Annotated in this window: 26 protein-coding genes; 11 read left to right on the forward strand and 15 right to left on the reverse strand. The window is 53.0% G+C overall.

Translation table 11 applies throughout. The features are described from left to right. Positions 1-28 precede the first annotated feature (28 nt). Positions 29-970 (forward strand): LysR family transcriptional regulator, encoded by a 942-nt coding sequence (locus tag L1D47_RS08320; RefSeq protein WP_041510513.1) that lies wholly within the window; start codon positions 29-31, stop codon positions 968-970. Between the two features lie 227 nt (positions 971-1,197). On the opposite strand, the gene L1D47_RS08325 is transcribed toward L1D47_RS08320, so the two are convergent. The 3 genes from L1D47_RS08325 to L1D47_RS08335 form a co-directional block, all read right to left on the reverse strand. Beyond that, entirely contained in the window at positions 1,198-1,605 is a 408-nt protein-coding gene (locus L1D47_RS08325) for a DoxX family protein (RefSeq protein WP_239883985.1), read from the reverse strand. Between the two features lie 24 nt (positions 1,606-1,629). Further along, on the reverse strand, positions 1,630-2,052 hold the full coding sequence (locus L1D47_RS08330; protein WP_041510511.1) for an organic hydroperoxide resistance protein: 423 nt from the start codon (positions 2,050-2,052) through the stop codon (positions 1,630-1,632). A gap of 212 nt (positions 2,053-2,264) precedes the next feature. After that, positions 2,265-2,411 (reverse strand): TIGR02450 family Trp-rich protein, encoded by a 147-nt coding sequence (locus tag L1D47_RS08335; RefSeq protein ID WP_345778761.1) that lies wholly within the window; start codon positions 2,409-2,411, stop codon positions 2,265-2,267. Positions 2,412-2,836: 425 nt separating this feature from the next. On the opposite strand from L1D47_RS08335, the gene L1D47_RS08340 reads away from it, so the two are divergent. From L1D47_RS08340 to L1D47_RS08350, 3 genes are all read left to right on the forward strand, one after another. Then, complete coding sequence (locus L1D47_RS08340) at positions 2,837-3,625, forward strand: alpha/beta hydrolase (RefSeq protein WP_239883986.1); 789 nt, start codon at positions 2,837-2,839, stop codon at positions 3,623-3,625. 506 nt (positions 3,626-4,131) lie between these two features. After that, positions 4,132-5,217, forward strand: a complete 1,086-nt coding sequence (locus L1D47_RS08345) for a M35 family metallo-endopeptidase (protein WP_144203379.1) — start codon at positions 4,132-4,134, stop codon at positions 5,215-5,217. Positions 5,218-5,356: 139 nt separating this feature from the next. Next, complete coding sequence (locus L1D47_RS08350) at positions 5,357-5,773, forward strand: hypothetical protein (protein ID WP_239883988.1); 417 nt, start codon at positions 5,357-5,359, stop codon at positions 5,771-5,773. A 108-nt stretch (positions 5,774-5,881) separates the two neighbouring features. Here the strand turns inward: L1D47_RS08350 and raiA are convergent, their stop codons facing one another. Next, the gene (gene raiA, locus L1D47_RS08355) at positions 5,882-6,238 is read right to left on the reverse strand and encodes a ribosome-associated translation inhibitor RaiA (RefSeq protein ID WP_041510507.1); all 357 of its coding nucleotides are present in this window, start codon (positions 6,236-6,238) and stop codon (positions 5,882-5,884) included. 539 nt (positions 6,239-6,777) lie between these two features. On the opposite strand from raiA, the gene L1D47_RS08360 reads away from it, so the two are divergent. The 5 genes from L1D47_RS08360 (at position 6,778) to L1D47_RS08380 (ending at position 10,228) form a co-directional block, all read left to right on the forward strand. Continuing rightward, the gene (locus L1D47_RS08360) at positions 6,778-7,086 is read left to right on the forward strand and encodes a hypothetical protein (RefSeq protein WP_239883990.1); all 309 of its coding nucleotides are present in this window, start codon (positions 6,778-6,780) and stop codon (positions 7,084-7,086) included. A gap of 4 nt (positions 7,087-7,090) precedes the next feature. Continuing rightward, positions 7,091-8,797 (forward strand): PepSY-associated TM helix domain-containing protein, encoded by a 1,707-nt coding sequence (locus L1D47_RS08365; protein ID WP_239883991.1) that lies wholly within the window; start codon positions 7,091-7,093, stop codon positions 8,795-8,797. Then, complete coding sequence (locus L1D47_RS08370) at positions 8,794-9,126, forward strand: DUF3325 domain-containing protein (protein ID WP_239883993.1); 333 nt, start codon at positions 8,794-8,796, stop codon at positions 9,124-9,126. The genes L1D47_RS08365 and L1D47_RS08370 overlap by 4 nt, the downstream gene beginning before the upstream one ends. An 82-nt stretch (positions 9,127-9,208) precedes the next feature. After that, on the forward strand, positions 9,209-9,724 hold the full coding sequence (locus tag L1D47_RS08375; RefSeq protein WP_239883995.1) for a hypothetical protein: 516 nt from the start codon (positions 9,209-9,211) through the stop codon (positions 9,722-9,724). Between the two features lie 63 nt (positions 9,725-9,787). After that, entirely contained in the window at positions 9,788-10,228 is a 441-nt protein-coding gene (locus tag L1D47_RS08380) for an OsmC family protein (RefSeq protein ID WP_239883996.1), read from the forward strand. A 348-nt stretch (positions 10,229-10,576) separates the two neighbouring features. Here L1D47_RS08380 and L1D47_RS08385 read toward each other — a convergent pair whose 3' ends face one another. The 10 genes from L1D47_RS08385 to L1D47_RS08430 form a co-directional block, all read right to left on the reverse strand. Continuing rightward, positions 10,577-13,891, reverse strand: a complete 3,315-nt coding sequence (locus tag L1D47_RS08385) for a S41 family peptidase (RefSeq protein WP_239883997.1) — start codon at positions 13,889-13,891, stop codon at positions 10,577-10,579. 402 nt (positions 13,892-14,293) lie between these two features. Beyond that, positions 14,294-15,085, reverse strand: coding sequence for a hypothetical protein (locus L1D47_RS08390; RefSeq protein WP_239883998.1), 792 nt, complete (start codon positions 15,083-15,085; stop codon positions 14,294-14,296). Further along, positions 15,075-15,632 carry a sigma-70 family RNA polymerase sigma factor gene (locus tag L1D47_RS08395; protein WP_239884061.1) on the reverse strand — a complete coding sequence of 186 codons (558 nt, stop codon included), beginning with the start codon at positions 15,630-15,632 and terminating at the stop codon, positions 15,075-15,077. The genes L1D47_RS08390 and L1D47_RS08395 overlap by 11 nt, the downstream gene beginning before the upstream one ends. A gap of 162 nt (positions 15,633-15,794) precedes the next feature. Continuing rightward, positions 15,795-16,163 carry a hypothetical protein gene (locus tag L1D47_RS08400; RefSeq protein WP_239883999.1) on the reverse strand — a complete coding sequence of 123 codons (369 nt, stop codon included), beginning with the start codon at positions 16,161-16,163 and terminating at the stop codon, positions 15,795-15,797. 130 nt (positions 16,164-16,293) lie between these two features. Beyond that, positions 16,294-16,803 (reverse strand): 5-(carboxyamino)imidazole ribonucleotide mutase, encoded by a 510-nt coding sequence (purE, locus tag L1D47_RS08405; RefSeq protein WP_041510500.1) that lies wholly within the window; start codon positions 16,801-16,803, stop codon positions 16,294-16,296. A gap of 839 nt (positions 16,804-17,642) precedes the next feature. Then, positions 17,643-18,260 (reverse strand): lipoprotein, encoded by a 618-nt coding sequence (locus tag L1D47_RS08410; protein ID WP_041510499.1) that lies wholly within the window; start codon positions 18,258-18,260, stop codon positions 17,643-17,645. A gap of 122 nt (positions 18,261-18,382) precedes the next feature. Then, the gene (locus L1D47_RS08415; RefSeq protein ID WP_239884000.1) at positions 18,383-18,823 is read right to left on the reverse strand and encodes a hypothetical protein; all 441 of its coding nucleotides are present in this window, start codon (positions 18,821-18,823) and stop codon (positions 18,383-18,385) included. A gap of 2 nt (positions 18,824-18,825) precedes the next feature. Beyond that, positions 18,826-20,412: a glutamate--cysteine ligase gene (gene gshA / locus L1D47_RS08420; protein WP_239884001.1), complete on the reverse strand. Its 1,587-nt coding sequence runs from the start codon at positions 20,410-20,412 to the stop codon at positions 18,826-18,828. A gap of 180 nt (positions 20,413-20,592) precedes the next feature. Then, positions 20,593-23,427 carry a pitrilysin family protein gene (locus L1D47_RS08425; protein ID WP_239884002.1) on the reverse strand — a complete coding sequence of 945 codons (2,835 nt, stop codon included), beginning with the start codon at positions 23,425-23,427 and terminating at the stop codon, positions 20,593-20,595. 88 nt (positions 23,428-23,515) lie between these two features. Next, positions 23,516-23,938: a YqaA family protein gene (locus tag L1D47_RS08430; RefSeq protein WP_041510495.1), complete on the reverse strand. Its 423-nt coding sequence runs from the start codon at positions 23,936-23,938 to the stop codon at positions 23,516-23,518. Positions 23,939-24,217: 279 nt separating this feature from the next. Between L1D47_RS08430 and L1D47_RS08435 the strand changes: the two genes are divergently transcribed. Next, positions 24,218-25,468: a dicarboxylate/amino acid:cation symporter gene (locus L1D47_RS08435; protein WP_239884003.1), complete on the forward strand. Its 1,251-nt coding sequence runs from the start codon at positions 24,218-24,220 to the stop codon at positions 25,466-25,468. Between the two features lie 130 nt (positions 25,469-25,598). Then, on the forward strand, positions 25,599-25,784 hold the full coding sequence (locus tag L1D47_RS08440; protein ID WP_041510494.1) for a hypothetical protein: 186 nt from the start codon (positions 25,599-25,601) through the stop codon (positions 25,782-25,784). 10 nt (positions 25,785-25,794) lie between these two features. Here the strand turns inward: L1D47_RS08440 and L1D47_RS08445 are convergent, their stop codons facing one another. Beyond that, positions 25,795-25,980, reverse strand: coding sequence for a hypothetical protein (locus L1D47_RS08445; protein WP_239884005.1), 186 nt, complete (start codon positions 25,978-25,980; stop codon positions 25,795-25,797). Positions 25,981-26,243: the final 263 nt, after the last annotated feature.

Here is a 26,243-nt window from a genome sequence, read left to right on the forward strand (position 1 = left end):
AAGATAAAAATCTATACACGGAGCGACTATGTCTCTCAGACTACAGGCACATCTCGGTACCCTCAGGCAGATGGAGATCTTGCTGGCCGTCTATGATAGCGGCAGCGTCAGCGGCGCCGCCGAGACCTTGCACCTCACTCAGCCCACCATCTCGATGCAGCTCAAGAAGCTCGCCGATGTGATAGGTTTCCCGCTCTATAACATAGTGGGGCGTAAGGTGGTGTTTACCGAGGCAGGGCTGGAGGTGGTCAAGTCGGCCACGGAGATCCTCGACAGCTTTGCCCGCCTGGAGATGTCCTTGTCGGACATGGGGGAACTGAAGTCGGGTACCCTGCGCCTGGCGGTGGTGACCACCTCAAAATACTTTATTCCCCATCTGCTCGGCCCCTTCTGCGAACGCTACCCCAATGTCGCGGTGCAGCTCAATGTCGGCAACCGCCAGCAGATCATCGAGCGCCTCAAGCAGGGGATTGATGACTTTTATGTGTTCAGTCATCCACCGGGGGATATCAACACAGAGAGCATAGAGTTCTTCAACAATCCTCTGGTGGCCATAGCCCCCGAGAATCATCCCTTCGTCAGTCAGGAAGGCGTCTCACTGGCAGAGCTCTGCGAGGCGCCCTTCTTGATGCGTGAAAATGGCTCGGGCACCCGCTTGGCGATCGAGCGTTTCATGGCCAAACAGGGGGTGAAGCTAAACGTGAAGATGACCATTGAAAGCAACGAGGCGATCAAGCACTCGGTCATGTCGGGGCTGGGCGTCAGTATACTCTCGGCCCATACCCTGGCCTTTGGCGGCAATACCGGACTGGCGCAACTCAATGTGAAGGAATTGCCGATCAACTCTAACTGGTATTTTCTCTGGCTGAAATCAAAACGTCCCTCGGCGATCGCCCAGGCCTTCTTGACCCACGTTGAAAGCGAGGGCCGTGAAATGCTGCTTACCGAGCTCGCCAAACATAAGTTATAAAAAAGCCCCATAGAATGGGGCGTTTTATTGTGTCTTGGTGAATACCTAGAGCCTGTTGATCTTAAAACCTTATTGCTCTTAAAGACTTATTGATGCGCCTTTTTGCAGGCATTTATACAAACCTTAGGCGTTAGACATTAGGCATTAGGCATTAGGGGATGCCACAAAAACAGCCCCCCATAGGCAATGGCCGACAAACCAGGCTTACGGATTATTCTAGACTAGGCCTAGCGCAACCCCTTGTTACCAAGGTGCTTCAGGTGACTGTGGCCAGCCAACACCAGTAAACCCGCGAATATCCCCAGATTCTTAATGAAATTTTGCATCTCATGTGCCGCTTCAAGCCCTTCGAAATGCCAAAAATCATGCAGTGTAACGTTAATCAGTAACACCATCATAGCTAACAGCGAAGCAACCACCGACGTATAACGGTTTAACATTAAACAGATGCCCGCCACAATCTGGCTAACGCCGGCACTGGCAAGCAGCAAGGGAATTAGCACCATTTGATGTCGCTCCATTAAGGCAACATGCATATCCCAACTGACAAACTTCATGATCCCAGGGACGAGAAAATAGAGCGCTAGCATGATACGTCCAACTAAGATCCCCGCCGCAGCAAATCGTTCATCCATCGAATGACTCTTCATAAATTGCACTTACAAAGACTCACCATTAACCATTAGCCCTACGTCAATGTTGTTACGCACGGCATTAGAGTATGGGCAGACCTGATGGGCCATCTTGACCAATTCAACCGCCTGCTCCTGAGGTAGCGACAGTTCAACGTTGAGCTTAACGCTCAGTCCAAACCCGCCTTCGGCACGGGCGCCTATGCCAACTTCGGCCGTAACCGGCGCCTGAGTCAGCTTCACCTTAGCCTCTCTGGCAACATGCAATATGGCGTTAGAAAAACAGGCGCTATAACCCGCGGCAAACAGCTGCTCTGGGTTGGTAGCCTCACCGGTTCCACCCATCTCCTTAGGATAGCTTAGGTCTAGCGACAGTTTACCATCGTCGGTGGCGACTCGGCCGTTACGGCCGGCACTGGCAGTAGCACTGGTTTGATATAATGTCTTCATCTCATTTTCCTCGCTCGATTTTGCTAAAATAAATTGCGCACAACTTAACTAGGGATATTTATAGCAAACAAGAGAGTGTCGCGCAAATAAATTGCACACAATTTAAATAAAAAGACTCGATGGCGATTATTGGTAAAGCCGATTAGCGCCAACCCACAAGCCAGATATCACTGTCTTTCAGTGAACGCCTGTCAATAGCGTATTGCCTGCCACTATGCAGTGGCCTCGATGACGCAGCCTTGGATATTTAGATGCTCGTCATAATCCACCTCGGTCACCATGAAGTGTTTCTCACGCGCCTGCGGCGTTACTTTTGTCCATTTACTCTGGAGCAGTTTCTTGGGATGTAATCGATTCATAAATAGGCCTACGGCAATAGCCGCCCCAGGGATCACTCGACGGGCGTTAAAGTTTAACTATGCCCCGCTGCTATTGCCCCCCTAATGACGATAACTTTTAATAGAAGGTGAAAGCTCCCGTCCACCAGCTCTTGGTATTGCTAGCCCCACTGCCTTGCTAGCCTCTTTGTCTTACTAGTCTCATGATCTCGCCGCTTAACATTGGGCTTAATCATGCTATCTACAATCATTCTGCGATTGATCACGCTATGATGATTCACACAATGCTCAGGCCATGCTCGCATCGGCCGCCGTTTTTCATCCCACAGGTTTACGTTGAAAACATGATCTGATGCATTAACATCTTCTGGACATGCTCTCTTTTTCGCCTTACCTTAAAGTAGAGCAATTACTCTAAACCGTTTTCACCAAGAGTGGAAGTTAACATGGTTGAATTAGTAGATGTAAATGGAACTCAGGTCCATATAGAAGGTCAAGGCGAACAGACCATACTGATGCTTCACGGCTGGCCCGATACCTATCGGCTCTGGCAACCACAGGTCGATGTCCTTAAGTCAGATTATCGTTGTGTTCGATTTAGCCTGCCCGGCTACGAGGACAAACAATCGCGCACGCTCTATACCTTAGAGCAGATCGTCACATTAATTGACGCTGTCATCGATGCCGTTAGCCCTAACCAAAAGGTGATCTTAATGCTCCACGATTGGGGCTGCTTCTTCGGTTACCAGTTTTATCTGCGCCATCAGGATAAAGTCGAGAAGATCATAGGTGTCGACATTGGTGACGCCGGCTCAAAGGAGCATCAGTTAACCGCAAGCGTCAAAGCCTTTATGTTTGCCTACCAGATCTGGTTAGCCACGGCCTGGAAAATTGGCGGCAGCATTGGCGATGCGATGACCCGCAAGATGGCTAAATGGCTTCATGCACCGGGAGAGCCTGCCTTGATCGGTTCATCTATGACCTATTCCTACTACTGGAAATGGAGTCGAACGCTGACGGGCAAGCCTCTGGGTCATCTGCCGCTAAAAATCGATTGTCCCTTGCTGTTTATATACGGAAAGAATAAACCGGGTATGTTCCACTCCTCTGCGTGGGAACAAGAGATGGCCGCAAGAGAAGGTAATCGGGTCATCGCCTTCGATACCCGTCACTGGGTCATGACAGAAGCGCCGGAGGCCTTTAATCAAGCCATCACCCAATGGTTAACACGTTAACCTCACCGGGCTCGTTTCGATGAGGAATCGAGCCCGCATGCCCTGCCACGCCCCCAAAATTGCGCCTTCCTGCTGGGTGCTAAAAAAGAGTTTTACACTAGGGAAGGTGCGAACAAGTCGTCGCACAGCTCTGGCTTTGATAGCAGCGACAGTTCAAGGCATTCAACTGAGGGCATGCCGAGGCCTGCTGAAGTTGAATAACGCCGAAATGGTGTTGCTATCAAAGCCCCGCAGGACGAGGCTTACAGCGGTATTTGCTGCGTTACAGTTCTTGCGAAGGACTAGGGCCATTCGCTGCAAACTGTGCCTTGCATCTATCCACTTTAAGCACACGCAGAGCAAGCACGGGACTTATTCGCACCTTCCCTAGATATTAAGATCATAACGAAACAAATCGCCAACTTAGTCTTGCTTTTCATTAGCGGTTCGACATAAACTCGATTTCGCAACATTTGAGTAACATTTGTAAACACAATAAGAACAACCTCAATCAAAAGGACAAATTGATGAGCAAGCTATTCAAATTATCAACACTCGCCATTGCTACCACCTTACTGAGTCAATCGGCCCTCGCCGAGGGGATCGCCGCTAAGCTGCAGATGAGCCAAGACAGCTTTAGCAGCGACCAGGACGTGATGGTCACCCTAACCCTGACCAACGAAGCAAACGTTCCGGTGAAACTACTCAAGTGGTTTACCGCGGCAGACGGTGTTGAAGAGTCGCTATTTAAAGTTACCGCTGACGGTCAGGAGCGCCCTTACCTTGGCGCTCACTACAAGCGTCCAGCACCAAGCCACAAGGACTACATCAAGCTAAAATCTGGCGAGAGCATCTCTTACCAGGTTGAGCTTTCGTCGCTATACGACATGTCGTCTACAGCCAACTATGAGATCAGCTACGATGTCAGCTCTATGCAACTGTTTGCGCCAAATCCTGGCCAAGCCAAGAAGCTGGCTCGCCTGGGCGTAGAAGGCATACATTCGGCGCCAGCCAGCTTCTACCTAGAGGGTCGCGAATTTAAGGGCGGCGCTAACAAGGGTAAGCCAGGCACTGGCGATGGTGGCGGTACTACACCAGACGGTATCTCTTTCACCGGTCGCTGCAGCAACTCGCAGCAGAGCGATATCCTTGCCGGCCTGGCTGCGGCTAAGACTATGTCTGCCGACGCTAACCAGCATCTGGCCACGGCCAGCAGCAACTCTCAGCGTTACAGCACCTGGTTTGGTGCCTACAGCTCTTCTCGCTGGAACACGGTAAGCAACAACTTCAGCAAGATCGACAGTGCGCTTAACAACGAGCCATTGACCTTTGACTGTAGCTGTAAGAAGCAATACTACGCTTATGTTTACCCAACTCAGCCATACAAGATCTACATGTGTAATGCCTTCTGGTCAGCCCCGACATCGGGCACAGACTCTAAGGGCGGCACCATCATCCACGAAACCAGCCACTTCAACGTAGTTGCTGGTACCGATGACATCGTTTACGGTCAGAGTGGTGCAAAATCTTTGGCGATCAGCGATCCTTCACAGGCGATTCAAAATGCTGACAGCCATGAATATTTTGCTGAAAACACGCCTAACTTAAACTAATCTTCTTATTATCTTTCTTGTCAGTTAGAGGGCGGAATTATCCGCCCTTTTTTTGTTTGGTCTATGCCAAAGGTTAACGCCTATGTTTACGCCTTTAAGGTCTCTGTCTCTTAGCCTCTTGCTACTCTGGACTATCAGTATGAACAGCCTCGCACATCAAGCACTGCCCACCTGTCGCCTAATAAAGGCGGAGCAAGACAATACCCTCACCTTCGAGATACAGGCCCCCACTGAGACCAGCTGGTATCTGCTTAGCTGGCATACGCCCTTCGATGCCTGGTTTAGTGAGTTTCTGACCCTGACCGACCTTGGTAATCAACAGACACTCGATTACCAAGGCGCACTGGCCAAGCGCGGTGAGCCACTTGATGACGACTACCTGCTTCTGCCTGCGGGTAAATCCCTAACCGCCTCACTGGAACTTACCCTGGCGTTTGAGATCCCGCCTGGTCGATACAAAGCGGCGCTGAAGCCCATGAGACTCTATCAAGACCTAAGTGACAAACAGCAGGTCACGACGCTTGAATGCCCGGCGCAAGAGGTAGAGTTGCCTTAACAGCCTGGCCTTAACCACATTAGCCTTTCAGGCCTGTTTGCCCTAAATCCGAACATAAAAAAACCACCCTTAGGGTGGCTTCTCTATATCACTTACCTGGCAGGCTGATTAGACCAACTTCATCTCCTGGATGATCTCATGGGCTATCTCAGGTGTGGTACTTACCGGCTTTTGATGCAGATCTGCCTTCAACTGCCCTTTTCTGTGCTTTAACGCCGCATCCAGTTTTTTGGCGGCATTTGCGATAGCTGGATACATAACATCGTCACTCCCAGAGGCGGATATCCGGCTACCTTCATAATTGGTACTGAGTTCGACCTGAAACTCTCCGTGCTCTTTAGCAATGATGACATCGAGTGAAATGAGCGTTGGGAAATGGGTCGCGATCTTGGAAAACTTTTGATTCACATGCTCTTTAATTGAATCGGTGATATCTACGTGATGACCAGAAAGATTTATTTTCATAGGTTTTCCTTTTTAGGATGACTTCAATAATGAACTTGGGATGATTAAAAGAAAAAACAAGGGACTGAAGCACTTTTTTTTCAATTGACGCCTATGTAAGCATGGGCGATATCCAAGTAAATCTCCATTCACTGTCTACTAAGATCTACTCCCCATACAGGTTAAAATCAAGCGGCAAAAACAGGATATCGGGTGCAAACGAGCGGTTTCGGCCATAAATCCCACAAAATAAACAAAATTTAATCAATCTGACTTTATGGCGTCACCTTAGGGCCTGTTGACCTTTTGAGAACAAATTTTGTTCTAAGTGAGCACGTTCAAATCGCCGCATGAGGCTTGCTGTATAGTTATTCTATATAAAAGCCGAGTAACAAAGCGTTGAACGTGCTCAAGACGAACCCTGCAAAAATGAACGCGAAAGATAAACAGGCCCTAGCATCCTCGCTAGGCTAAGAGATGAGCTTTACATGTAAATACGAATGAGAACCTATCTCAACAAGTGTAGAATGACCTGAATATAGGTCATCAATTTATTCATAGTGAATACAAGCATTTCTCAGCGTCTAACGCCAACCAAGCGAGACATGTCTCCCAGGGCTTCGGTCATCGTACGCCTGCTCGCCTCCCTGTTTGGTGGCTATGGCGTGGCGGCGCTCACCACAGTTCTGCTGGCACAGTCTCTGCCCCTAAGCCGTCTCGACGCCGTGCTTGTGGGCACCATGGTTTCCTTTAGCCTCTTTGCCATAATGATCATTCGACTCTTTAGCCTAAGGTCCCACCTACGCGTGGTGCTGGAACCCGTGGCACTCTGCAGCCTGCTTTACGGCCTCACACTCGTTTTAGGTTAATCCCATGAAAGAGACTTTTTTTCGCTCCATGACCTGGCTGCACACCTGGGCCGGTCTCGCCGTCTGCTGGCTACTGCTACTCATCTTCTTTGCCGGCAGCCTGAGTTATTTTCGCCATGAGATCAGCCTGTGGAGTAAACCTGAACTGCACCAGGCCGTGTTTCAAGACTATGACCAAAGGCAAGTTGAGCAGCAAATCACCAAGGGCCAGGCATATCTGGCCGACAAGGCGCCCGATGCCGCCAGCTGGACCATCTCTTTCCCGAGCGAGCGTAAGCCCTATCTGAGCTTCGGCTGGGCGGATGCGCCGAAAGCAGGCGAACGCCGCGGCAAATTCCACGAGCATGTGGTGAGCCAGGATGGTCAGCAGATGATCTCAGACATTCGCGACTCCCGCGGTGGCAACTTCTTCTATCGCCTGCATTTCGATCTCCATTACCTGCCTGTGGTGGCCGCGCGCTGGATAGTGGGGCTCGCCACCATGGCGATGCTGATCGCCTTGATCAGCGGCGTGGTGATCCACAAGCGGATCTTTAAAGACTTCTTCAGCTTCAGGCCTGCCAAGGGCAGTCGCTCCTGGCTCGACGCTCACAATGTCAGCGCCGTGATGGCACTGCCCTATCATCTGATCATCACCTACACGGGTCTCATCACCCTGATGTTCATGTTCATGCCATGGGGCGCTCTGCAGCAATACGATGGTGACGTGCGCGCCTTCAGGGCCGATCTCAACCCCGCGCGAATACAGGAAAAGCCTAGCGATACCCAGGCGCCCCTCTTCGATGCGGCCAGACTCGTTAGTCAAGTCGAGCGCCAATGGGGCGCGGTGCCCCTGAAGCAGGTGAGCATCACAGGCCCAGGGCGTGACAACAGCCGCATCAGCTTTACCCTTAACAGCGAACAGACGGTGACAGATAGACGCAACCTGCTTGTCTTCGATGGGGTAACGGGTGAGCTTAAATCCTTAGACAACCCTGAGAGCGCCACATACAAGACCTACGACACCCTGATGGCACTGCATACCGCGCGCTTTGCCGGCTGGGTCTTGAGGGGATTGTTCTTCCTCTGTGGTCTGCTAGGTTGCGCCATGGTGGCCACAGGCACCCTGCTGTGGGCAGTGAAAATCGCCCAGAAACAACAAAAAGCCATTAAAACAGGCGCCAAGCCAAGCATTGGCCTCAGGCTGGTCGATGGGCTCAACATCAGCTTCATCTGTGGCCTTCCTCTCGCCACGGCAGGCTTTTTCTATGCCAACCGCCTGTTACCAGTCGATATGGTTGACCGAGCCCAACGAGAGGTGGATATCTTCTTTATCACCCTGGCCGTCATCGCCATCGTTGCGCTGTGGGATGGGCTGCGCTGCACGCAATCTTGGCGACGTTGGCGTCAATGGTTAGCACTGGGTGCCCTGGCCTTTGCGGCGCTGCCGCTACTAGGCGCCGTCACCTCTAGGCAGAGTCTGCTTAGCAACATGGCCGATAACCAATGGACCCTGGTGGGTTTCGATATGGTCAGCCTGCTGTTTGCCTTAGCATTGGGGTTTGCCGCCAGGCAGGTGTCACGCACTAAGCTGATCCCTTCGCGCCAAGGCGCCGGTAGCAGGCTAAAAAGTAAATCAGCCGCGCCTAGCACAGCTAACACTCTTGCTCCCAGAGCAGCGGTTAATAAGAAAGAATCGAAAGACCTAAGCTTAGAGGAGGCTCGCCAATGATATTAGCCCTTTGTCTTGGCCTCACCGCCTTTGGTTTGATGGCGCTGTCGATGTTCGGCCATTATAAAGACTGCTTTGGTCGAGCCCCGACGAGGACCGAGCAACGCTGGCTAACAGGATTTGCCTGGTTACTATTACTCGGCAGCTATGGCCAATGCATCCACGATTATCATCTGGGCTACGGCAGCATCGTCTTCTTTGGCGTGATGACCATTACGGCACTGTCCACCATCTTGCTGCTGAGTTACCAGGCCAAGCGCCTGCCTTTGGTGTTAACCCTAACCAGTGTCTTTAGCTTAGTGTTAGGAGGCAGCGGCCTTATCGCCTAACTGGTCATTAATTCAGCTAAGGTACAGCCTCAGTGCATTAGGATACGCCGAATCAGACTACAGGTGACTAAGGCGAATTAAGATGCAGGTTTCTCCGGCGATGGCCTACCAACAGCTCAATCAACCAGTGAATCAACCGGCCTATCAACAAGTGAAAAGGCAAGATGACAATGCGGCCATCATGCCACCAGCTGGCAAGATGATGCCACATCAAGGCTCACAGACTGCAGAGACTAAGGTCGATGGCGTACAGGACACAGTGAGCATCTCGGCCCAGGCAAGACTGCTAAGTGAACATGATAAGGCCTCTGCTCAAGCAACTGCGACTCAGCAACTAAATCGCCCAGTACCTGACGATGCGCTGGACAAACTAAAAGACTATAAGAAGGCCCAGCTCGAATACCAGGTACGCAGCGACATGGCCTCTATCGTCACGGGCAATCATAATGGTTTGTCACCGGTCAGCATCTATTATCTATCCCGGCATGACGACGCGCGCAGTGCTGTCGTCAACGCTAGTATGCAACAGCAGCAGGTTTCTGCCATGCAGACCTATGCCAAAAGCAATGAACAGGCGATGAGTTGGTATCAGGCCTAAGCGTCTGCTAAGTCAGCGTGACTCTGGTATATTAATGCCACCTCACACTAACGAGTCTCACGCGTGTCTTTTTCGGTAAACATCTCATGGCCAGCACAGGATAGTGCAGCCAACCTCACATCGACAGATCATGAGCTTAGCTTTGGTAGTGGTCAGTATTTGCAGGGTTCGGCCGCCGCCGAATATCGCGGTAATGACACGCGAGTCAATCCAGAAGAGAGTCTGCTCAGCGCGCTGGCGGCCTGCCACATGCTGAGCTTTCTCACCATAGTGCAAAAGAAGCGACTCACCCTGATGAGCTACCATGACCAGGCGAGCGCCGAACTGGGCACCAACGCTCAGGGGAGAACGGCGATCACCCGCATCACCTTAAACCCCAAGGTTGAATCGGTGCCGCCTTTAAACGATGAGCAGTTAACTAAGCTGCATGCCTTGGCCCACAAACACTGCTTTATTGCTAATTCCCTAGCCAAAGAGATAGCAATCGAGATCATCACAGGTTAACGCTGGCGGCTCAAGATGCCCTTACCTCAACATACCAATGCCCCACTACACACAGGGCTAGCGACACGCCATAGCACTCACGTTGTCTCGGGGCCTAGGACCTGTTTATCTTTTGCGTTCATTCTGTCGCGATTTGAACGTGCTCAATTAGAACAAAATTTGTTCTCAAAAGGTCAACAGGCTCTAGCCTTTGCCACAGCGAACGCATGCTCAGCATACATATTTTCCGCGTACGTAAATCAGCGCACATAAATCAGCGCACATAAAAATGGAGGTTACCGACCTGGGAACTGCTTGGTCGGTAACCTCCTAAAATGGTATGGGTTAACTTAAGGCGTTATAAATGATTTATTTAACGTCTTGGGCCATCCCGCTGCCTGGCATCGGCTGCGCCTTAATCGGCAGTACAGGCTCGAGTTCCAGCTTCTGCTTGAGATAGTTAAGCGCCTTGTTCAACTGAGCATCTTCTCCCTTAAAGGTGGCGTGGGGCAGATTGTCGACCTCGATATCCGGGCTGATGCCTCGCCCCTCCACTATCCAGCGTCCATCCATGGCGTACTGAGGATACTCGGCAACCCTTGCCATCCCCTTATCGGTCAGCGAGTTTCGACCCGAGAGCCAGACACCGGCACCGGCGGTCTGTTTACCGATGAGCGGCGCCAGGCCTAACGCCTTGATGCCGGCAGAGAAGGTTTCGCCGTCTGAATAGGTCAGCTGATCGGTTAACACCACCAGGTGACCGCGGAAGGTCTGCTGCATGTTGGTATTTGGCGTGCCTTGGGTAGGCTGCCAGAACATCCAGGCGCGGCGCAGCAGTTTCTCGATGATCCAGCTGTCGATGTTACCGCCACGGTTACGGCGCACATCGATGATCAAGCCCTTCTTCTCTATGTTGGCGTAGAACTCGCGGGCAAAGTTGGCGATATCGCCTGAACCCATGGCATACAGGTGTAGGTAACCTATGTCACCCTCGCCGGCCTTAGCCACCTTCTGGTTATTGTTGTTGACCCAATCTAGGTATCTCAGCTTGGCATCGACGCGGTTAGCCACAGGCAAGACTATGGTCTTGAGTGTTTTACCCTCGCGTTTAAGGGTCAGCAACACCTGCTTATCGGCCTGATTACGCAGATAACGCGCCACGTCGGCAACGTTTTCAACCGGCTTACCATTGATAGCCAAAATCAAATCACCCACCCTGGCATCGACATCGACCCTGGCCAGCGGCGAGGCCTGCTGGGGTAACTCGGCATCATTTTGATAGATATGGGCTATCTTGACCCCTTGCTTGGTCTGTAACAGACGAGCACCTAGATTCGCCCCCTTAGGCTGGTTAGGATCCTGTGGCAGATCGCCGCCGCGCACCTGAGAATGCAAGGCATCGAGCTCGCCCATCATCTGCATAAAGATATCGTTGAGCTCATGGCGATCCGTCAGCCTGGCCAGCAGTGGCTGATACTTGGCCTTGGTGGCCTGCCAGTCGAGGCCGCGCATCTTCTTGTCGAAGAAAGAATCTCTGTGCATCAACCAGGCATCTTCAAACATCTGCTGCCACTCGAGCTGAGGAGAAATAGCCAGTTGCCATTGTTCGGTCTGCACCTTGGCATGATTTAGCTCCTTGGGCAGCGACTCGCCCGCATCGACGATTAGCATCTCCGCGCCCCCTTTGCTGTGACGGCGCAGGAAGAGCTTGCTGTCATCGGCTGAAAGCCCATAGCTGGCCACATCGTCACTGAAGGTCTCAACCTTAGGCCCGAGGGAATCAAATTTGATCCACTTAAGCGACGGCGCCTGGGCACCATCGACCGAATTAGACAAGAGATACAACCCCTTGGCGGTTACCTGCAACTGACTATAGTTGCCCGATGCCACAGGCACCTGCCATAAACGCTTACCAAGCCCCTGCCACTGAACCTGAGTCTTGGCGGGCTTATCGGCAACGCTCGTATCTTTAGCAGGCTGCTGATTTAATTCGTTAGGCTTAGTAAAGGGGAAGACCGCCTTTGGCGTCAGCGCCAGGGCGAAGATCTGTCCGCGCTTGTCGAATACCGGCCCCATGTTGCGATCGCCCCAGGGTGAGGTGGGAGTCGCATTAAATTCGCGATTAGAGATGAAATAGAGCCACTGACCATCGTCGCTGAAGGCCGGCGAGAATGACTCATACTTGTCGCTGGTCAGCGCCTCGGCCCGCTTCTCATCCAGAGAATAGAGCACTATCTGTGGCCTCTGCTGACCACGCTCATCCTTGGTCACAGCAATAAAACGGCTGTCGTTCGACCAGACCACATCGCCGTAGGGTCCCAGGCCCTGGCCATTGGTCAATATCTTGCTGTTGCGGCCCTTCTTGAGATCGAGGAGCCATAAATCGCCATTGTAATCATCGTGGGCAATGTAACGGCCATCGGGCGACAGGCTGATACCCATACGCAGGGCGCTAGCATCTTGGGTAAGCTGCTTGGCCTCATCGCTGCCATCTGCGCTGTAACGCCAGATCTCCTGCTCGCCCGATGCGTCGCTGATACCATAGACCCATTTGCCATCCGGGCTCATCACGGCGCCGCGAACCCGGTAGTCGCCGGGCAACGCCAGCTCTATCAGGCGTGAGCCGTCTGTGCCCGCCAGCGCCACATGGCTGCGGGCGGTGATCACCACCTTGTTGCCACTCGGCGCCAGGCTAGTCGAGGTGGCATACTTCATTGGTTGATTGACCCAGTGCTCACGGCGCTCGGCAAAATCCGAGGTCAGATGAATATCCAGGGTCGACACCTGATTGCTGGCAATATCATAGAGCTTGATGTCGGCGCCCTGCTGAAACACCACGCGCCCCTGCTCTAGGCGGGCACCGCGTACCTGCCAGTCACTGAATTGCGTATGTTGACGTAGATCCTTGCCATCGAGCGCCATGGACCAGATATTATCGTTGCCGCTGCTGTCGCTGACGAAATAGAGGCGGTCTTGCCACAGCATGGGCTGGCGCACCGAGCCTTCATGCTCGGCGGTCAGAGGCTGAGCCTCCTGGTCGCTACCGAGCTTATACCGCCACAACTCGCCTTTGGCACCGCCGCGATACACCTTGGCATTATCGCCTGTGGCCTGCAGACCGAAGCGGGTAAAGTAGACATAATCACCGGCATCGTCCACCACACCTTCGATGGCATCCGCCAGCGGCAGATCTTGGGTGGTTAGCGTCTTAGGATCGACGCTGCGTAGCACCCAATAGTTGGCTGGGCCGAAGGCATTATCCGTGGCATAGAGCACCTTGCCATCAGCCGTCCAGCCCTGCATTCTTACTCGGCTGTTCTCGAAACTGACTCGCTTGGCCACGCCCCCCTGAACTGGCATCACGTAGACCTCGCTGGCCCCTTCATAGTTGGCGACAAAGGCGAGCTGCTGACCATCGTTAGAGATGGCGGCGCCCAGCTCCTGCGCCGGCAGGCTGGTAAGCCTTCTCGCCTGGGCATCGCCAAGCTGCTGAACCCATAGATCGCCCTCGGCGGTAAACACTAAGGTATCGCCATGAATGGCTGGCGAGCGGTAATAACCAACATTCTGCTCGGCGGCTTGGCTCTCGGCTTTTACATTTTCAGCTTGAGCGGCGAAGAGTGGTGCGGAAGAGGCTGTGCCCAAGGCGATCGCGCAGCAGGCAAACAGGTGAGAAAGTTTCATAAAGCGCCCATGATTAAGTCAGATTTATTCTTATGGGGCAACAAGGTAGCAAACTTTCCTTAAATCTACAGTAATTTGTGACCAAAGAAGTATTAGCAAATGTGTACAAATATCCATAATCCTACGCTGACCTTTAGTCGGCTGATTAGGGGAGTGGATATCGCTATCCATTTAACCCAAATAAGTAGCAAACGGAGGTGGCAAACGGAGGTAGCAAAAGAAGCTAGTCAAAAGAGAGGGCAGAGGGTGAGTCGCAAAAGATGATGGCAAAAGATGATAGTAAAAGATGGTGGTAAAAGATGGCGTAAAAGATTGGTTGATAATAACCAAGCCAAGTCCACCAGCGAATTAAGCCCTTCTAAACAAAAGGGGCCCGTAGGCCCCTTTTGCTAATTCAACCCGTTAGTTGTCCTGTCGGTGCACCTTAATCTGACTCACCAACTCACGCCACTGGGCATGTTGAGGATGGCTGTTATCTTCTAGCCTTGGACGCTCCTTTAACAATCTTTGGTAGAGGATATCGGCATCAGGCCACAGCTCGGCATCGACCAGCTGCTGCAGATGATTCACCGCCTGAATATCCGATATCACCGCCTTGGCCTGAGCTTTCACTTCGGCTTCGGGAGGGGTTAGCGACTCGAGCTTGGCCTGCTCGTCTGTCTGCTCGTCTGTCTGTGTGTCTGTCTTCACCTCTGTGTTGAGATCCGCAGGCGCTTTACGAGACATCATAGTGACGGCCTGGGGGCTCGCCATCTCGGGCGCGTCGACATCGGCCTGGGCACTGGGTCCCTGCTGCACTTTCGACTCTTGCTTCTCGTGCGGCGCTGCCATGCGCATCGGCTGAGGCTCACTGGCGAGCATAGGGCGAACCTGCTCGTCTATGGGGTTTGGTCCATTGAGGTTCATCAGTAGCAGGCTAGACAACAAGAGTACGGACGCGGCCGTTGACATCGGCCAGCGATAGCGGCGCCAGAAGCTGACCTGGATAACATTGGCAGACCCGCTCTGCTTATCCGCCCCCTCACTCTCTTGCTCTGATAGGTCTTGCTCATTTAGGCGTCGCTCATTTAGGCGTTGCTGGGCCATCGCCAGGATACGCGCATCGACTTCGGATGATGGCTGCTCTGTCGCCTTAGCGAGATAGAGTGCCTTTAGCTCGGCATCCGAGAGCATTTTATCGTTTTCATCTGACATTAGACTGCTCCTGCCATTTCTGTTGCACACAGGCCTTAAGCGCCTGATTGGCATAACGAATACGACTCTTGGTGGCTTCCATGCCGACCCCGGCGATCTCACCAATCGCCGCCGCGGTAAATCCCATCTCCACATTCAGCAGAAAGGCTTCTTTCTGCACATGGGGCAAAAGGCTGATGCAATCCTTTAAAATCAAGGCCTTCTGCTCATCCTCGAGCTGGTCGTCCGGGCCGCTCTCATCACTGGAAATTACGGCTTCCAAGGGCTGTTCATCGCCCGCCGGATCGCTCCGGCTATCCACCGGCTTGAGCGCCCTAACATGATCGATTAGCAAGTTGTGGGCGATGCGATAGAGCCAAGTGGTAAACTTGGCACGCTGCTCATAGCCTGCGGCGGCCTTAATCACCCGGCTCCAGGTCTCTTGGTAGAGGTCTTCGGCCAAGGCAGCGTCGCCGAGTTGACGCCTAAAATAGCGATACAGGCCACCCTTGTGTTTATGATAAAGCTGCTCAAAGGCTCCCTGATCTCCCTGGGCATATTGCATCATTAAGGTTTGATCAGGATCCTTTACAACATCATCTTCAGATACCTTAGTCACGCTAGGCTCCCTATGCATATCCATAAATGGACCATCAGTCTTCTATGACTGAGTCTGCATCGCCTCGCTACGTTTGTCTACGACTAACCTAAGGTATGCTTATAAATTCAACTATATGCTGTCCTTTCTAGGCTTCTCTTCCAATACAGGTTTAGGATCCGGTTGAGACGGCCAAGGCTTATCAATTGGTTTAACTAAGGTATGCTCCCCCTGCTTTATTTGCGGGGCAGCAGGCTCTTCTCGTGTTGATGACTTAAGCACTTTTAGCGGCTGTTCGCTGCTATTATCAGTTGCCTGTATCTCAAGGATTTCAGTCTGTTGCACCTGTGCTTCAGCTGTGTTTTCTTCACGTGATTGTTGATTTGTCATGTGACAGCCCGAGAGCATAACCAACAAAAAAACCACCACCAGCGAGGACAAATGATTTAGGTTACCAGTGCTCGGCACGGCGTTAACTTGGGTCGATAAATTCAGCCACATTTCACACTCCTGCTGTCACGTTAAACTCATCATTAATTCTAGTAACGTTAGAAATTGGCTAAAGGGTTAAACAAGACAAAAAAAGCCGTCAACCTATAAGGTTGGCGGCTTTTTTCTCATAAAAACGAGATTATGCGTTGGCTAATTTCTCTTGTAGCTTGGCATCTTTTGCCTGCACGGCTTCGGCAGACTTAGCACGCTCTTCTTTCACCGCAAGCGCCAGGGCGTCATCGCCAACGGCCAGCATCTGCGCTGCTAGGTAACCCGCGTTCTTCGCGCCTGCACTGCCGATAGCCACGGTTGCCACAGGCACACCGCCAGGCATCATCACTGTCGATAGCAGAGCATCGTGACCCTGTAGTGGACCGCAATCTACTGGCACACCGATCACTGGACGAGTAGTGATACCGGCCACGGCACCTGCCAGGTGAGCCGCCAGACCCGCCGCGCAGATAAATACCTTACAACCACGTTCTTCGGCATCGTGAACGTAAGCATGGGTCGCTGCAGGCGTGCGGTGCGCCGAAGTTACCTTGGCTTCGTATTGAATACCGAAAGTTTTAAGTACATCTAAGGTGGCTTGCATTGTTGGGAGATCAGAATCCGATCCCATGAGTACGGCAACAAATGGCTTAGTCATCTTTTATCCTTTTTGTAGGGTAAGGCTATTGTTTTGCGCGCATTATAGTCATTTTTAAATGCAGATAATAGTGATCGGCGGGATTAACCTAAGTGCAGTAAAAAGGCTTAGGCAGCATTGACTTAGCCCCCAAATAACCGATTAACATTGTGCGAATATAAAAACAGTGAGTTCTGGAGTGCTGGATAAGTAATAGATAGGCGATAAATAGGCGAGAGGTAGGTGATAAAGAGCTAAGGAAGGTGCGAACAAGTCGTCGCACAGCTCTGGCTTTGATAGCAGCGACAGTTCAAGGCATTCAACTGAGGGCATGCCGAGGCCTGCTGAAGTTGAATAACGCCGAAATGGTGTTGCTATCAAAGCCCCGCAGGGCGAGGCTTACAGCGGTATTTGCTGCGTTACAGTTCTTGCGAAGGACTAGGGCCATTCGCTGCAAACTGTGCCTTGCATCTATCCACTTTAAGCACACGCAGAGCAAGCACGCACAGCTCTGGCTTTGATAGCAGCGACAGTTCAAGGCATTCAACTGAGGGCATGCCGAGGCCTGCTGAAGTTGAATAACGCCGAAATGGTGTTGCTATCAAAGCCCCGCAGGGCGAGGCTTACAGCGGTATTTGCTGCGTTACAGTTCTTGCGAAGGACTAGGGCCATTCGCTGCAAACTGTGCCTTGCATCTATCCACTTTAAGCACACGCAGAGCAAGCACGGGACTTATTCGCACCTTCCCTAATTGTTAGGCGATTTGACGACGCGACCAGGCATATTTAGCCAGGTCGCGAGTCTTGACTCAGCACCTCGCCCGCCCCTTGCAAAAAGGCAGGCGAGGTCAGCTCAACCAGTTAGCCGAAGAAGAGACGCCACAACCAGGAGGAGTCGAGGTCTTCCTTACAGCTGTGGTACTGGGCAGCATAACGCTTAGAGCGTTTGTCGACCTTGTCGGCCACCTTGATTAGCCAAGGCTTCTGCCTGTAGGTGCCACGCTTATAACCGCCCCAGCCCTCATGGTAATTGAGATACTGATTACGGGCATCCCACTTGGAGACTCCGTTGATCTTATGGGTCTTATAGATAAACCAGCCCATGAAGTCCATGGCATCGTCGAAATCACTGCGGCTCGACCAGGAGTTGCCCGTCTCACGCACATAGTCATCCCAGGTCAGCGTCTTGGCCTGAGCATAGCCATAGGCGTCGCTGGCACGGCCGATAGGAATGAAGCCTAAGAAATACTCCATCGGCGGCGCGGCATTATGTTTAAATGAGCTCTCTTGATACATCATGGCCAACGGGACATGTACCGGGACGCCCCACTTCTCGCGGGTATTGACCGCGGCCTCATACCAGTCTCGATTCTCTTGATAGATGGCACAGAGGTTCTCAGGATCCTCCGGTGGAGAGGTGGCACAGCCGCCCAGAGTCAGGAGCGTGGCGGCAAGTAAGGCAAAGGAAATCTTTCTCATCAAAAGGCCCGAAACAATAACTCAATCAAAAGGCTAGTGTCACATCCTTACTAGAGAGATGCAATCGGCCAAGGGGATTTTTCACCTCGGCCAAAGGGATTGTTAACCTTGGCAAAGGCGAACTAATTGCTTTCGCTTAGAAACTCACACTCGTGACTTTCTTGGGCCCACACCACTGGCTGCCAGTAGTCGCTGTCCAGTCCGCGGTAGATCTTGTCTTGATTAAATTGCGCGGCGAGATGATAGCGCTGATTCGCCTCCAGGTGCAGCGTCAGCGTCTTGGTCTTGCGCGCCGCGAGTTTCACCTTGAGCCGCGGCGAATCGATAAGCTCGGCCAGGGTAAATTGGTACTCCCCTGGTGCGAGGCGATAATTAGGCCTTGAGATCACAGGCTTACCGTTGAGGTGGGTCACCACGGCGCGGTATAAACCCTGGGACTCATCGGGCATCTGATAGCCAGATACGGTCGCGCACAAAGACTCGTTATCGGGCCCGGAGGCGCAGCCCGATAGCATCATCAGCGTCAGCAGGCCAGCACCTGCACCAATAGCGCGAGCCTTCATGTTTACACCACTTGCTCTACCGGCGCGGACGCCTCGGCGAAGTAGTCGGCAAGATACTGCTCAAAGTCCTGGGTTGATTCGGCCTCAAGCTGGGCCTGGGCCGCGAGGGATTGCGTGGCCGCCGCCTCATAGGCCGCCTCAACTTCTTTGGAGAGTGGATACTCAAGCAGGGCCTGGTAATAATCTTTCGCCAGAGATTTCACCCACTGGCTGTGGTCTATCCCCTCGGCCAGCAGCGTCGACATCACGCGGCCAGATAGGGTCTTCGCGGGATCACGCACCGCCTCAAGCCAATGGGCCAGGCTGTCTTGATAGGCCTGTCCTTCACCATCAAGCAGCTTGGCCAAAGTGTTTAGCTCACCAAACAGCGACTCCAGCCAGGCCTGCAGCGTCACTTCCTCACCGGCACGGTTAAGGGTCAACCCTGGCTCTCGGCCGCGGGTGATCACCCGGCTCAGGTTATCGCCGATGGCGGCCTCGTCCTGTGCGTCGCTCTTCGGCGATGGCGTCAACAGGCAGTGCAGCAGGAAGAGATCCAGGAAGCGCACCTGATCGGCATCAATGCCCACGGGGCTAAATGGGTTAACGTCCAGTGCACGCACCTCGATATATTCGACTCCGGCGCGGGCCAATGCCTGAGAAGGCTTCTCGCCGGCCAGCGTGACCCGCTTGGCGCGGATGGGCGAATAAAATTCGTTTTCTATCTGTAGCACGTTGGCATTCAACTGACGGAATTCGCCGTCGACCTTGACGCCTATCGCCTCGAAACTGGCCGATGGCATCTTGATGGCTGCGTTGATCCCCTCGAGGTAATCCGCCAGGGAGTTGTAACTGATATTAAGCCGCTCCTGCTCCTTATTGGTGTACCCCAAATCACTCATGCGCAGCGAGGTGGCATACGGCAGGTAGAGGGTGCCCTTACCCAGTTTTTCGAGGGCGAGATCGGTTTGTTGCTCCTTGATGAAGGAGCCACACAGCGCCGGCGAGGCGCCAAACAGATAAGGCAGTACCCATACCAGACGGCGATAGTTACGGATTAATCCAAAATAGGATTCGGAAATAAAATCGCCCCGGCTGAGACGTTTATCCGATGCCTGGTAGAGTTGCTCCCATAGGGCATCGGACACGGAAAAGTTAAAGTGTACGCCAGAGATGATCTGCATCTGGGCGCCATAGCGATAGGTTAACCCTTTGCGATACAAACGCTTAAGCTTGCCGGTATTGGAACTGCCATAATCGGCAATGGGAATATCGGCCACATCGCCCACATAACAGGGCATGCTCACCGGCCAGAGCTGCTGGCCCAGATGCCTTACGGTAAAGGCATGGGTCTGGGTGAGATCCGTCAGCAAGGCGGGGATATCTTGATAGACTGGGGTAATAAACTCTAACAGGGATTCGCTGTAGTCTGTGGTGATCCGCGAATGGGTCAGGGCCGAGCCGAGCGCCTTAGGATGTTTATCCATGGCCAGATGACCATTTGGCTCGATACGTAATGCTTCGCGCTCAATACCTCGTTGCATACCTGCCAGTGCAGCGCTTCCCTGCTCGTTATCGAGTAGGCCTATCACTTCATCGAAAGAGTTCAAATTCTTCGTCTCTCATTGCTTCAACCGTTTGCCTTGCAAGTCAGACCTGCAAAAAGCGCGTTTGCTTTCGCCATCACCACAAAATAGCCGCTGTGCTAGATCCTTGGCAAGGGAAAAAATAAAGCGGTGAGCAGAGTTAATGCTCACCGCTAGGGCTTATATTGGGGCGCAATCTACAGATTACAACTCTAAATTACTCACGCGGTAGCCAAGGGCCTTAATCTCTTGCTCTATCTTGGCCCTGTCGCCGACGATCAGGACGATCATCTTATCCAGTGCCAGCTTATCCTTCGCCAGCTGATTGAGCTCATCCTTGCTGACCGAGTTGATGATCTCGGCCTGCTGCTGAGTGTAATCGGCGGCAAGATCATAACGCTGGATCTTCCGCATGAAGCCCGCCTTCTGGTATGGCGTCTCATAATCCAGAGCCTGCCCCTGAGAGATAGAGCTGCGCAGGAAGCTCAGTTCCTTGTCTGTCATGCCGCCAGCCTGATAGGCACTGATCTCCTTGGCAAACTCGCTGAGCGCCTGTGCCGTCACATCGCTGCGTACGCTGGCCGATGCCTCGAACAGGCCAAGCTCGCTGCCGCCGCTGAAGTAGCTGCGGGCGCCATAGGTGTAGCCCTTGTCTTCTCGCAGATTGAGGTTGATGCGGCTGTTAAAGGCGCCGCCGAGCGGGTAGTTCATCAGGTAAGACTTGAAGAACTCGCCTGTGGCGTCATAGGCCATGGCGCGCTTACCTATCTTGATCACCGACTGCGCCGCGCCCGGCTTATCCAGAATATAGACGGTACCGGCATCAAGCTTTGGCATGGCCGCAAGCTCAGGCATAGGCGTCGCCTCCCCCTGCCACTTGGCAAGGCCCTTAAGCTTAGGCATCAGCTGCGCCTTAGACAGGTTAGTCACGGCCACTATCTGGGCGTTTCCGGCGCGGAACTGCTTGTTGTAAAAAGCCTTAACATCATCCAGTGTCAGCTGAGATACTGTCTCTGGCGTGCCCATGTCGCTCACCCCCAGGGCCGTGTCTTTGCCGTAGAGCAAGGCATCGAACTGGCTGTCGGCGACATAGTTAGGGTCAGACTGCATGTGCTGCAGACTCTGCAGGTGCTGCTGCTGTACCCGGGCAAAATCGCTCTCTTTAAAGCCTGGATGGAACAGCTTCTCCTGAACGATGGCCAGGGTCTCATCTAGATGTGAGGTCAAGGCCGAGACCTTGATATAGCTCTGATAGACGCTGCTGCCGAAGCTGACGCTACTGCCAAGCATCTCAAGCGCCTGAGCCAGCTCTTCGGTGCTGCGCTGCTCGCTCGACTCGTTAAGCATGGCCGCAGTCAGGCCGGCTAGCCCCGCCTGTTTCACATCCGCCAGGCGATGGCCACCGTTGAGGTAGATAAGCAGCTCGACGGTAGGCGTCTCGTCGCTCTCTGTGCCCATGACTTCTATGCCGTTGCTCAGCTTATCTGTCCACAGGCTTGGCGCCGTGATAACGGGTGCCTGCTGGGCGCTCGGCATGACGCTGCGATCGAAGCTGCTTCCAGCCTTTGCCACATCAACCATGCCGCTCACGGCCTCGGCAGCCACACGCGGCGCCGGCGGTACAAAGTTATCCTGATGGGCGATCAACTGCTTCTGCCCCTGAGGCACGACACTCATCACCACAGACGGCTTGCCCTTAATGTAGGTGTTAAACACCCGCATCACATCTTCCTTGGTCACGTTGGCATAGCGCTTAAGATCGTGCGCTATCATGTCGGGATTACCGAAAAAGGTCTGATTGAGGGCCAGGGTCGACACCTTACCCTTAACACTCTGCAGGCCGAAGATGGTGCTCGCCTCGAACTGCACCTTCACCTTCTGCAGATCATCGTCGGTCACGCCACGCTGTTCAAACTCGGCAATAGATTCCCTGATGCGCTGCTCGACATCCGCAAGCTGACCGCCTCTGGCCGGATTGGCCAGGGCATAGATAGAGAACTGACAGGCCAATTCCTGACAAGGGTGGCTCACCCCTGCCTGCACGGCATAACCATCTTTGACTAAGTTCTTGTAAACCAATGAGGTTGGGCCGCCACCTATGATGTTGGCCAGCAGATCCAGCGCCGCCTCATCTTCATGGCTGGCGTAGACAGTTGGAAATGCCATGCGCAGCAGCGGCAGGTGCACCCTGTCTTCCATGGAGATATAACGAGTCTTATCCAATGTCACCAACGCCTTGGGCTCAGGTTTCACCTCTGGACCTCTGGGGATCTCGCCGAAATATTTGTTCACCCAGGCCAGGGTCTGCATCTCGTCGAAGTCGCCACCAATGGTGAGGGTGGCGTTGTTGGGCCCGTACCAGCGCTGGAAGAAATGCTTCACATCATCGAGCTCGGCACGATCAAGATCCTCGGGCCAGCCGATAACGGGCCAGGAATATTGATGTCCGCTCGGATAGAAGGCCTGATTAAAGCGCTCGTTCATGCGGCCATAGGGCTGGTTGTCGATGCGCTGGGCGCGCTCGTTCTTCACCGTTTCACGCTGCACCTCAAACTTGTTATCCGTGAGTGCGGGCAGGAAATACCCCATGCGATCCGACTCCAGCCAGAGCATCTTCTCTAGCTGATTGCTGGGTACTGTCTCGAAATAGTTGGTGCGGTCCGTGTTGGTGGTGCCGTTGAGATTGCCGCCAGCCTCGGTGACCGTCTTGAAGTGCTGCTCGTCGGCCACATGCTCTGACCCCTGGAACATCATGTGCTCGAACAGGTGCGCAAACCCCGAACGGCCGGGCAGTTCTCTTGCCGAGCCCACATGATAGGTGACATCCACATGCACCAGAGGATCCGAATGATCCTGATGCAGGATCACCGTCAGGCCGTTGGCCAGCTGATACTTCTTATAGGGGATCCCCACGCCCGACTCGGCCAGAGCAACATTTTCGACCAGCGAAACGCCTTCAGGCAGTGCCAGGTTAGCCGGCGCGTTGGCACAGGCGCTCAGCGCGGCCGAAATTGCCGCAGCCAATATCCATTTCTTCATTCTTTACTCCTATTTGAAGCAGTGGTGTGTTTTTTATCGAGTCGGCTCTATGGCGAGGCGACTCAGTATCAGACACAAACCAGACTGCTCACAACCAATGTAGCGCCAAGGCTGCAACCAGCAGATAGCGCACTCCTTTCCCTATAAAAATCATTATGCTGGACTTAATCAGCGGCAGCTTTAGCCACCCCGCCAGCAGGCATAAGATGTCACCGATGAGGGGGGTCCAGGCGAGCAGCAGGCTCCAGTAGCCGTAGCGCTCGATAAGCTGTAACCCATGACGATAGCGACCGCTAGCCATCTCCTCCGGCGTCTTGGCAAAGCGTCCCAGTGCCCCCAGATAGTAACTGGTCAAAGATCCCAAGGTATTCCCCAGGGTTGCCATCACCACCAGCGACACCCAGGTCTCTGGCGCCTGATTGATCAGCGCCGCCAGTAGCACCTCAGAGCCTCCAGGCAACAGGGTGGCCGCCAAAAAGGCGCCACTAAAGATCAACCATAACGCGGTCATGCTCCCTTACCTAATGAAAAAAAGTAAATTTTTATGTGTATGTCATTCAAGCTGTTGATGTTACCTAAAAGTAAAAATTTAATCTTATTAAAACAAATTCTTATATCACAATAAGTTATAACAAAATCGCTTTGGTAAGCAAGGCTGCGGCCAGATACAATGTCTGGCTCACTCGCTAAGGTTGAAATACCTGGATGGCTCATGCTAGAACAAGCAATTCATTTTTGATTCGACAACGCCATCCACAATAACGACTTAATAAAATTTGGAATAGATCCCATGTGGCAAACAATTAAACAGATCCCCTTTTGGCAGAAGGTTCTCGCCGGTTTCATTTTAGGGGTAGGCCTGGGCGTGATCCTAGGCGAACAAGCAACCCAACTAAAGCCCCTTGGCGACCTCTTTATCGCGGCAATCAAGATGCTGGTTGCGCCGCTTATCTTCTGCGCCATTGTGGTCAGCATCACCTCTCTTGGTAATGATGTCAGCCTTAAGCGCCTGAGTATCAAGACCCTGGCCATGTTCATGCTAACCGGCACCATCGCCTCGCTTATCGGCTTGACCATAGGCAGCCTAATCGACATGGGTGGCTCGCTGGAGCTGGCCACCACAGAGGTGCGCGAACGCAACGTGCCCGGCTTCGCTCAGGTGCTGCTGGACATGATCCCGGTGAATCCGTTTGCCTCCCTGGCAGAAGGCAAGGTGCTACAGATCATCGTCTTTGCCGCCTTAGTCGGCATCGCCATCAATAAGGTTGGCGAGAAGGCCGCGCCACTCAAGCACGCCATCGAAGCCAGTGCCGAGGTGATGTTCCAGCTGACCCGCATGGTGCTGCAACTGACCCCTATCGGCGTATTCGGCCTGATGGCCTGGGTCGTCGGCGAATATGGTCTATCTACCCTGCTGCCTCTTGGCAAGTTTATAGGTGCCATCTATATCGCCGCGTTGATCCACATGATCTTCGTCTATGGCGGCCTGGTGAGATTTGGTGCAGGCCTTAGCGCGGTGCAATTCTTCAGAAAGGCGATGCCGGCCCAGCTGGTTGCCTTTACCACGGCATCGAGCTTCGGCACCCTGCCCGCCAGCACCCGTTCCACAGAAACCATGGGCGTATCGAAGAAATATGGCGCCTTCGTGCTACCACTCGGTGCCACCATGAACATGGACGGCTGTGGCGGTATCTATCCGGCAATCGCCGCCATCTTCATCGCCCAGATCTACGGTATCCCGCTGGAAACCACCGACTATATGCTGATCGCCGTTACCGCTACAGTGGCTTCTGTGGGCACCGCCGGCGTACCGGGCAGTGCCATGGTAATGCTTTCTGTCACCCTGGGGGTCATAGGTCTGCCGCTCGAGGGGATCGCCTTCATCGCCTCTATCGACAGGGTGATCGACATGATCCGCACCGCCACCAACGTCACCGGCGACATGATGACAGCCGTCGTGGTGGGCAAGTCGGAAGGCCAGCTCGACCAAGAGCAGTTTTATCGCAACGAAGAGGCTGAAACCCCAGAGGTCGCCAGTTAATTCCTGTCACGCCTTTTAAAGAAGAAGCCGCATATTGCGGCTTTTTTATTGCTAATTGCTTGTTAAAACAGAAATAGTAAGTTTAAATCATATAATACTCGCACCAGCAATAAGGTAACGATTAACCGCCATGGCCCGCCTGTTTTTACTACCTATCATACTGAGTTTGTTCTGGGCACTGTTTCTCTATCTCAACGGCGTGCCGCTAAAACAAGGCAAGAAGGGCTTTATCTACATCATAGCGATCAGCGCGACCCTCATCTTCTCACTCGGTTTCTTACTCTGGCTGACCGCCGGGCAAAACCTGCGCGGTTGACTTAACCTCGTTAGCCCTCGCGGGTCAAGCTTTCCAGGTGCGCCTCTAGCTCGGCTTCTGTGGTAGGCAACTTACTCAGCTCGAAGGTTAAGGGATCGCCGCCGTTTAACATAAACACTGAAAGGTCGCCGTGATCATAATGAAACCATTTGCCGTTCACACAAATATCGGTATAACAGTTGGGTCGTAATTCCATCGTCTACTCCTCACTTATTGGATCATGGCTCACCAAAACAGACGTATTGAGAGCTGCGTCACACTTATTAGACGCTAAACCTGCGAGGCAGACGTTGATCTGCATCAAGCGCTTTAGCATTAGCTTGATTAAGGTAAGCCCAATGGCGGCCACCTTGGTGGAGAGGCATAATCAATCAAGCCATAAAAAGGCGTTAAATCACGACGTAATGCCACGAGTCGATTAAGCAAGCCGATTAAACAGAAAAAATAAAAACGGCCGAC

It is taken from the genome of Shewanella sp. Isolate7, from assembly GCF_022398425.1.
Lineage (GTDB): Bacteria > Pseudomonadota > Gammaproteobacteria > Enterobacterales > Shewanellaceae > Shewanella.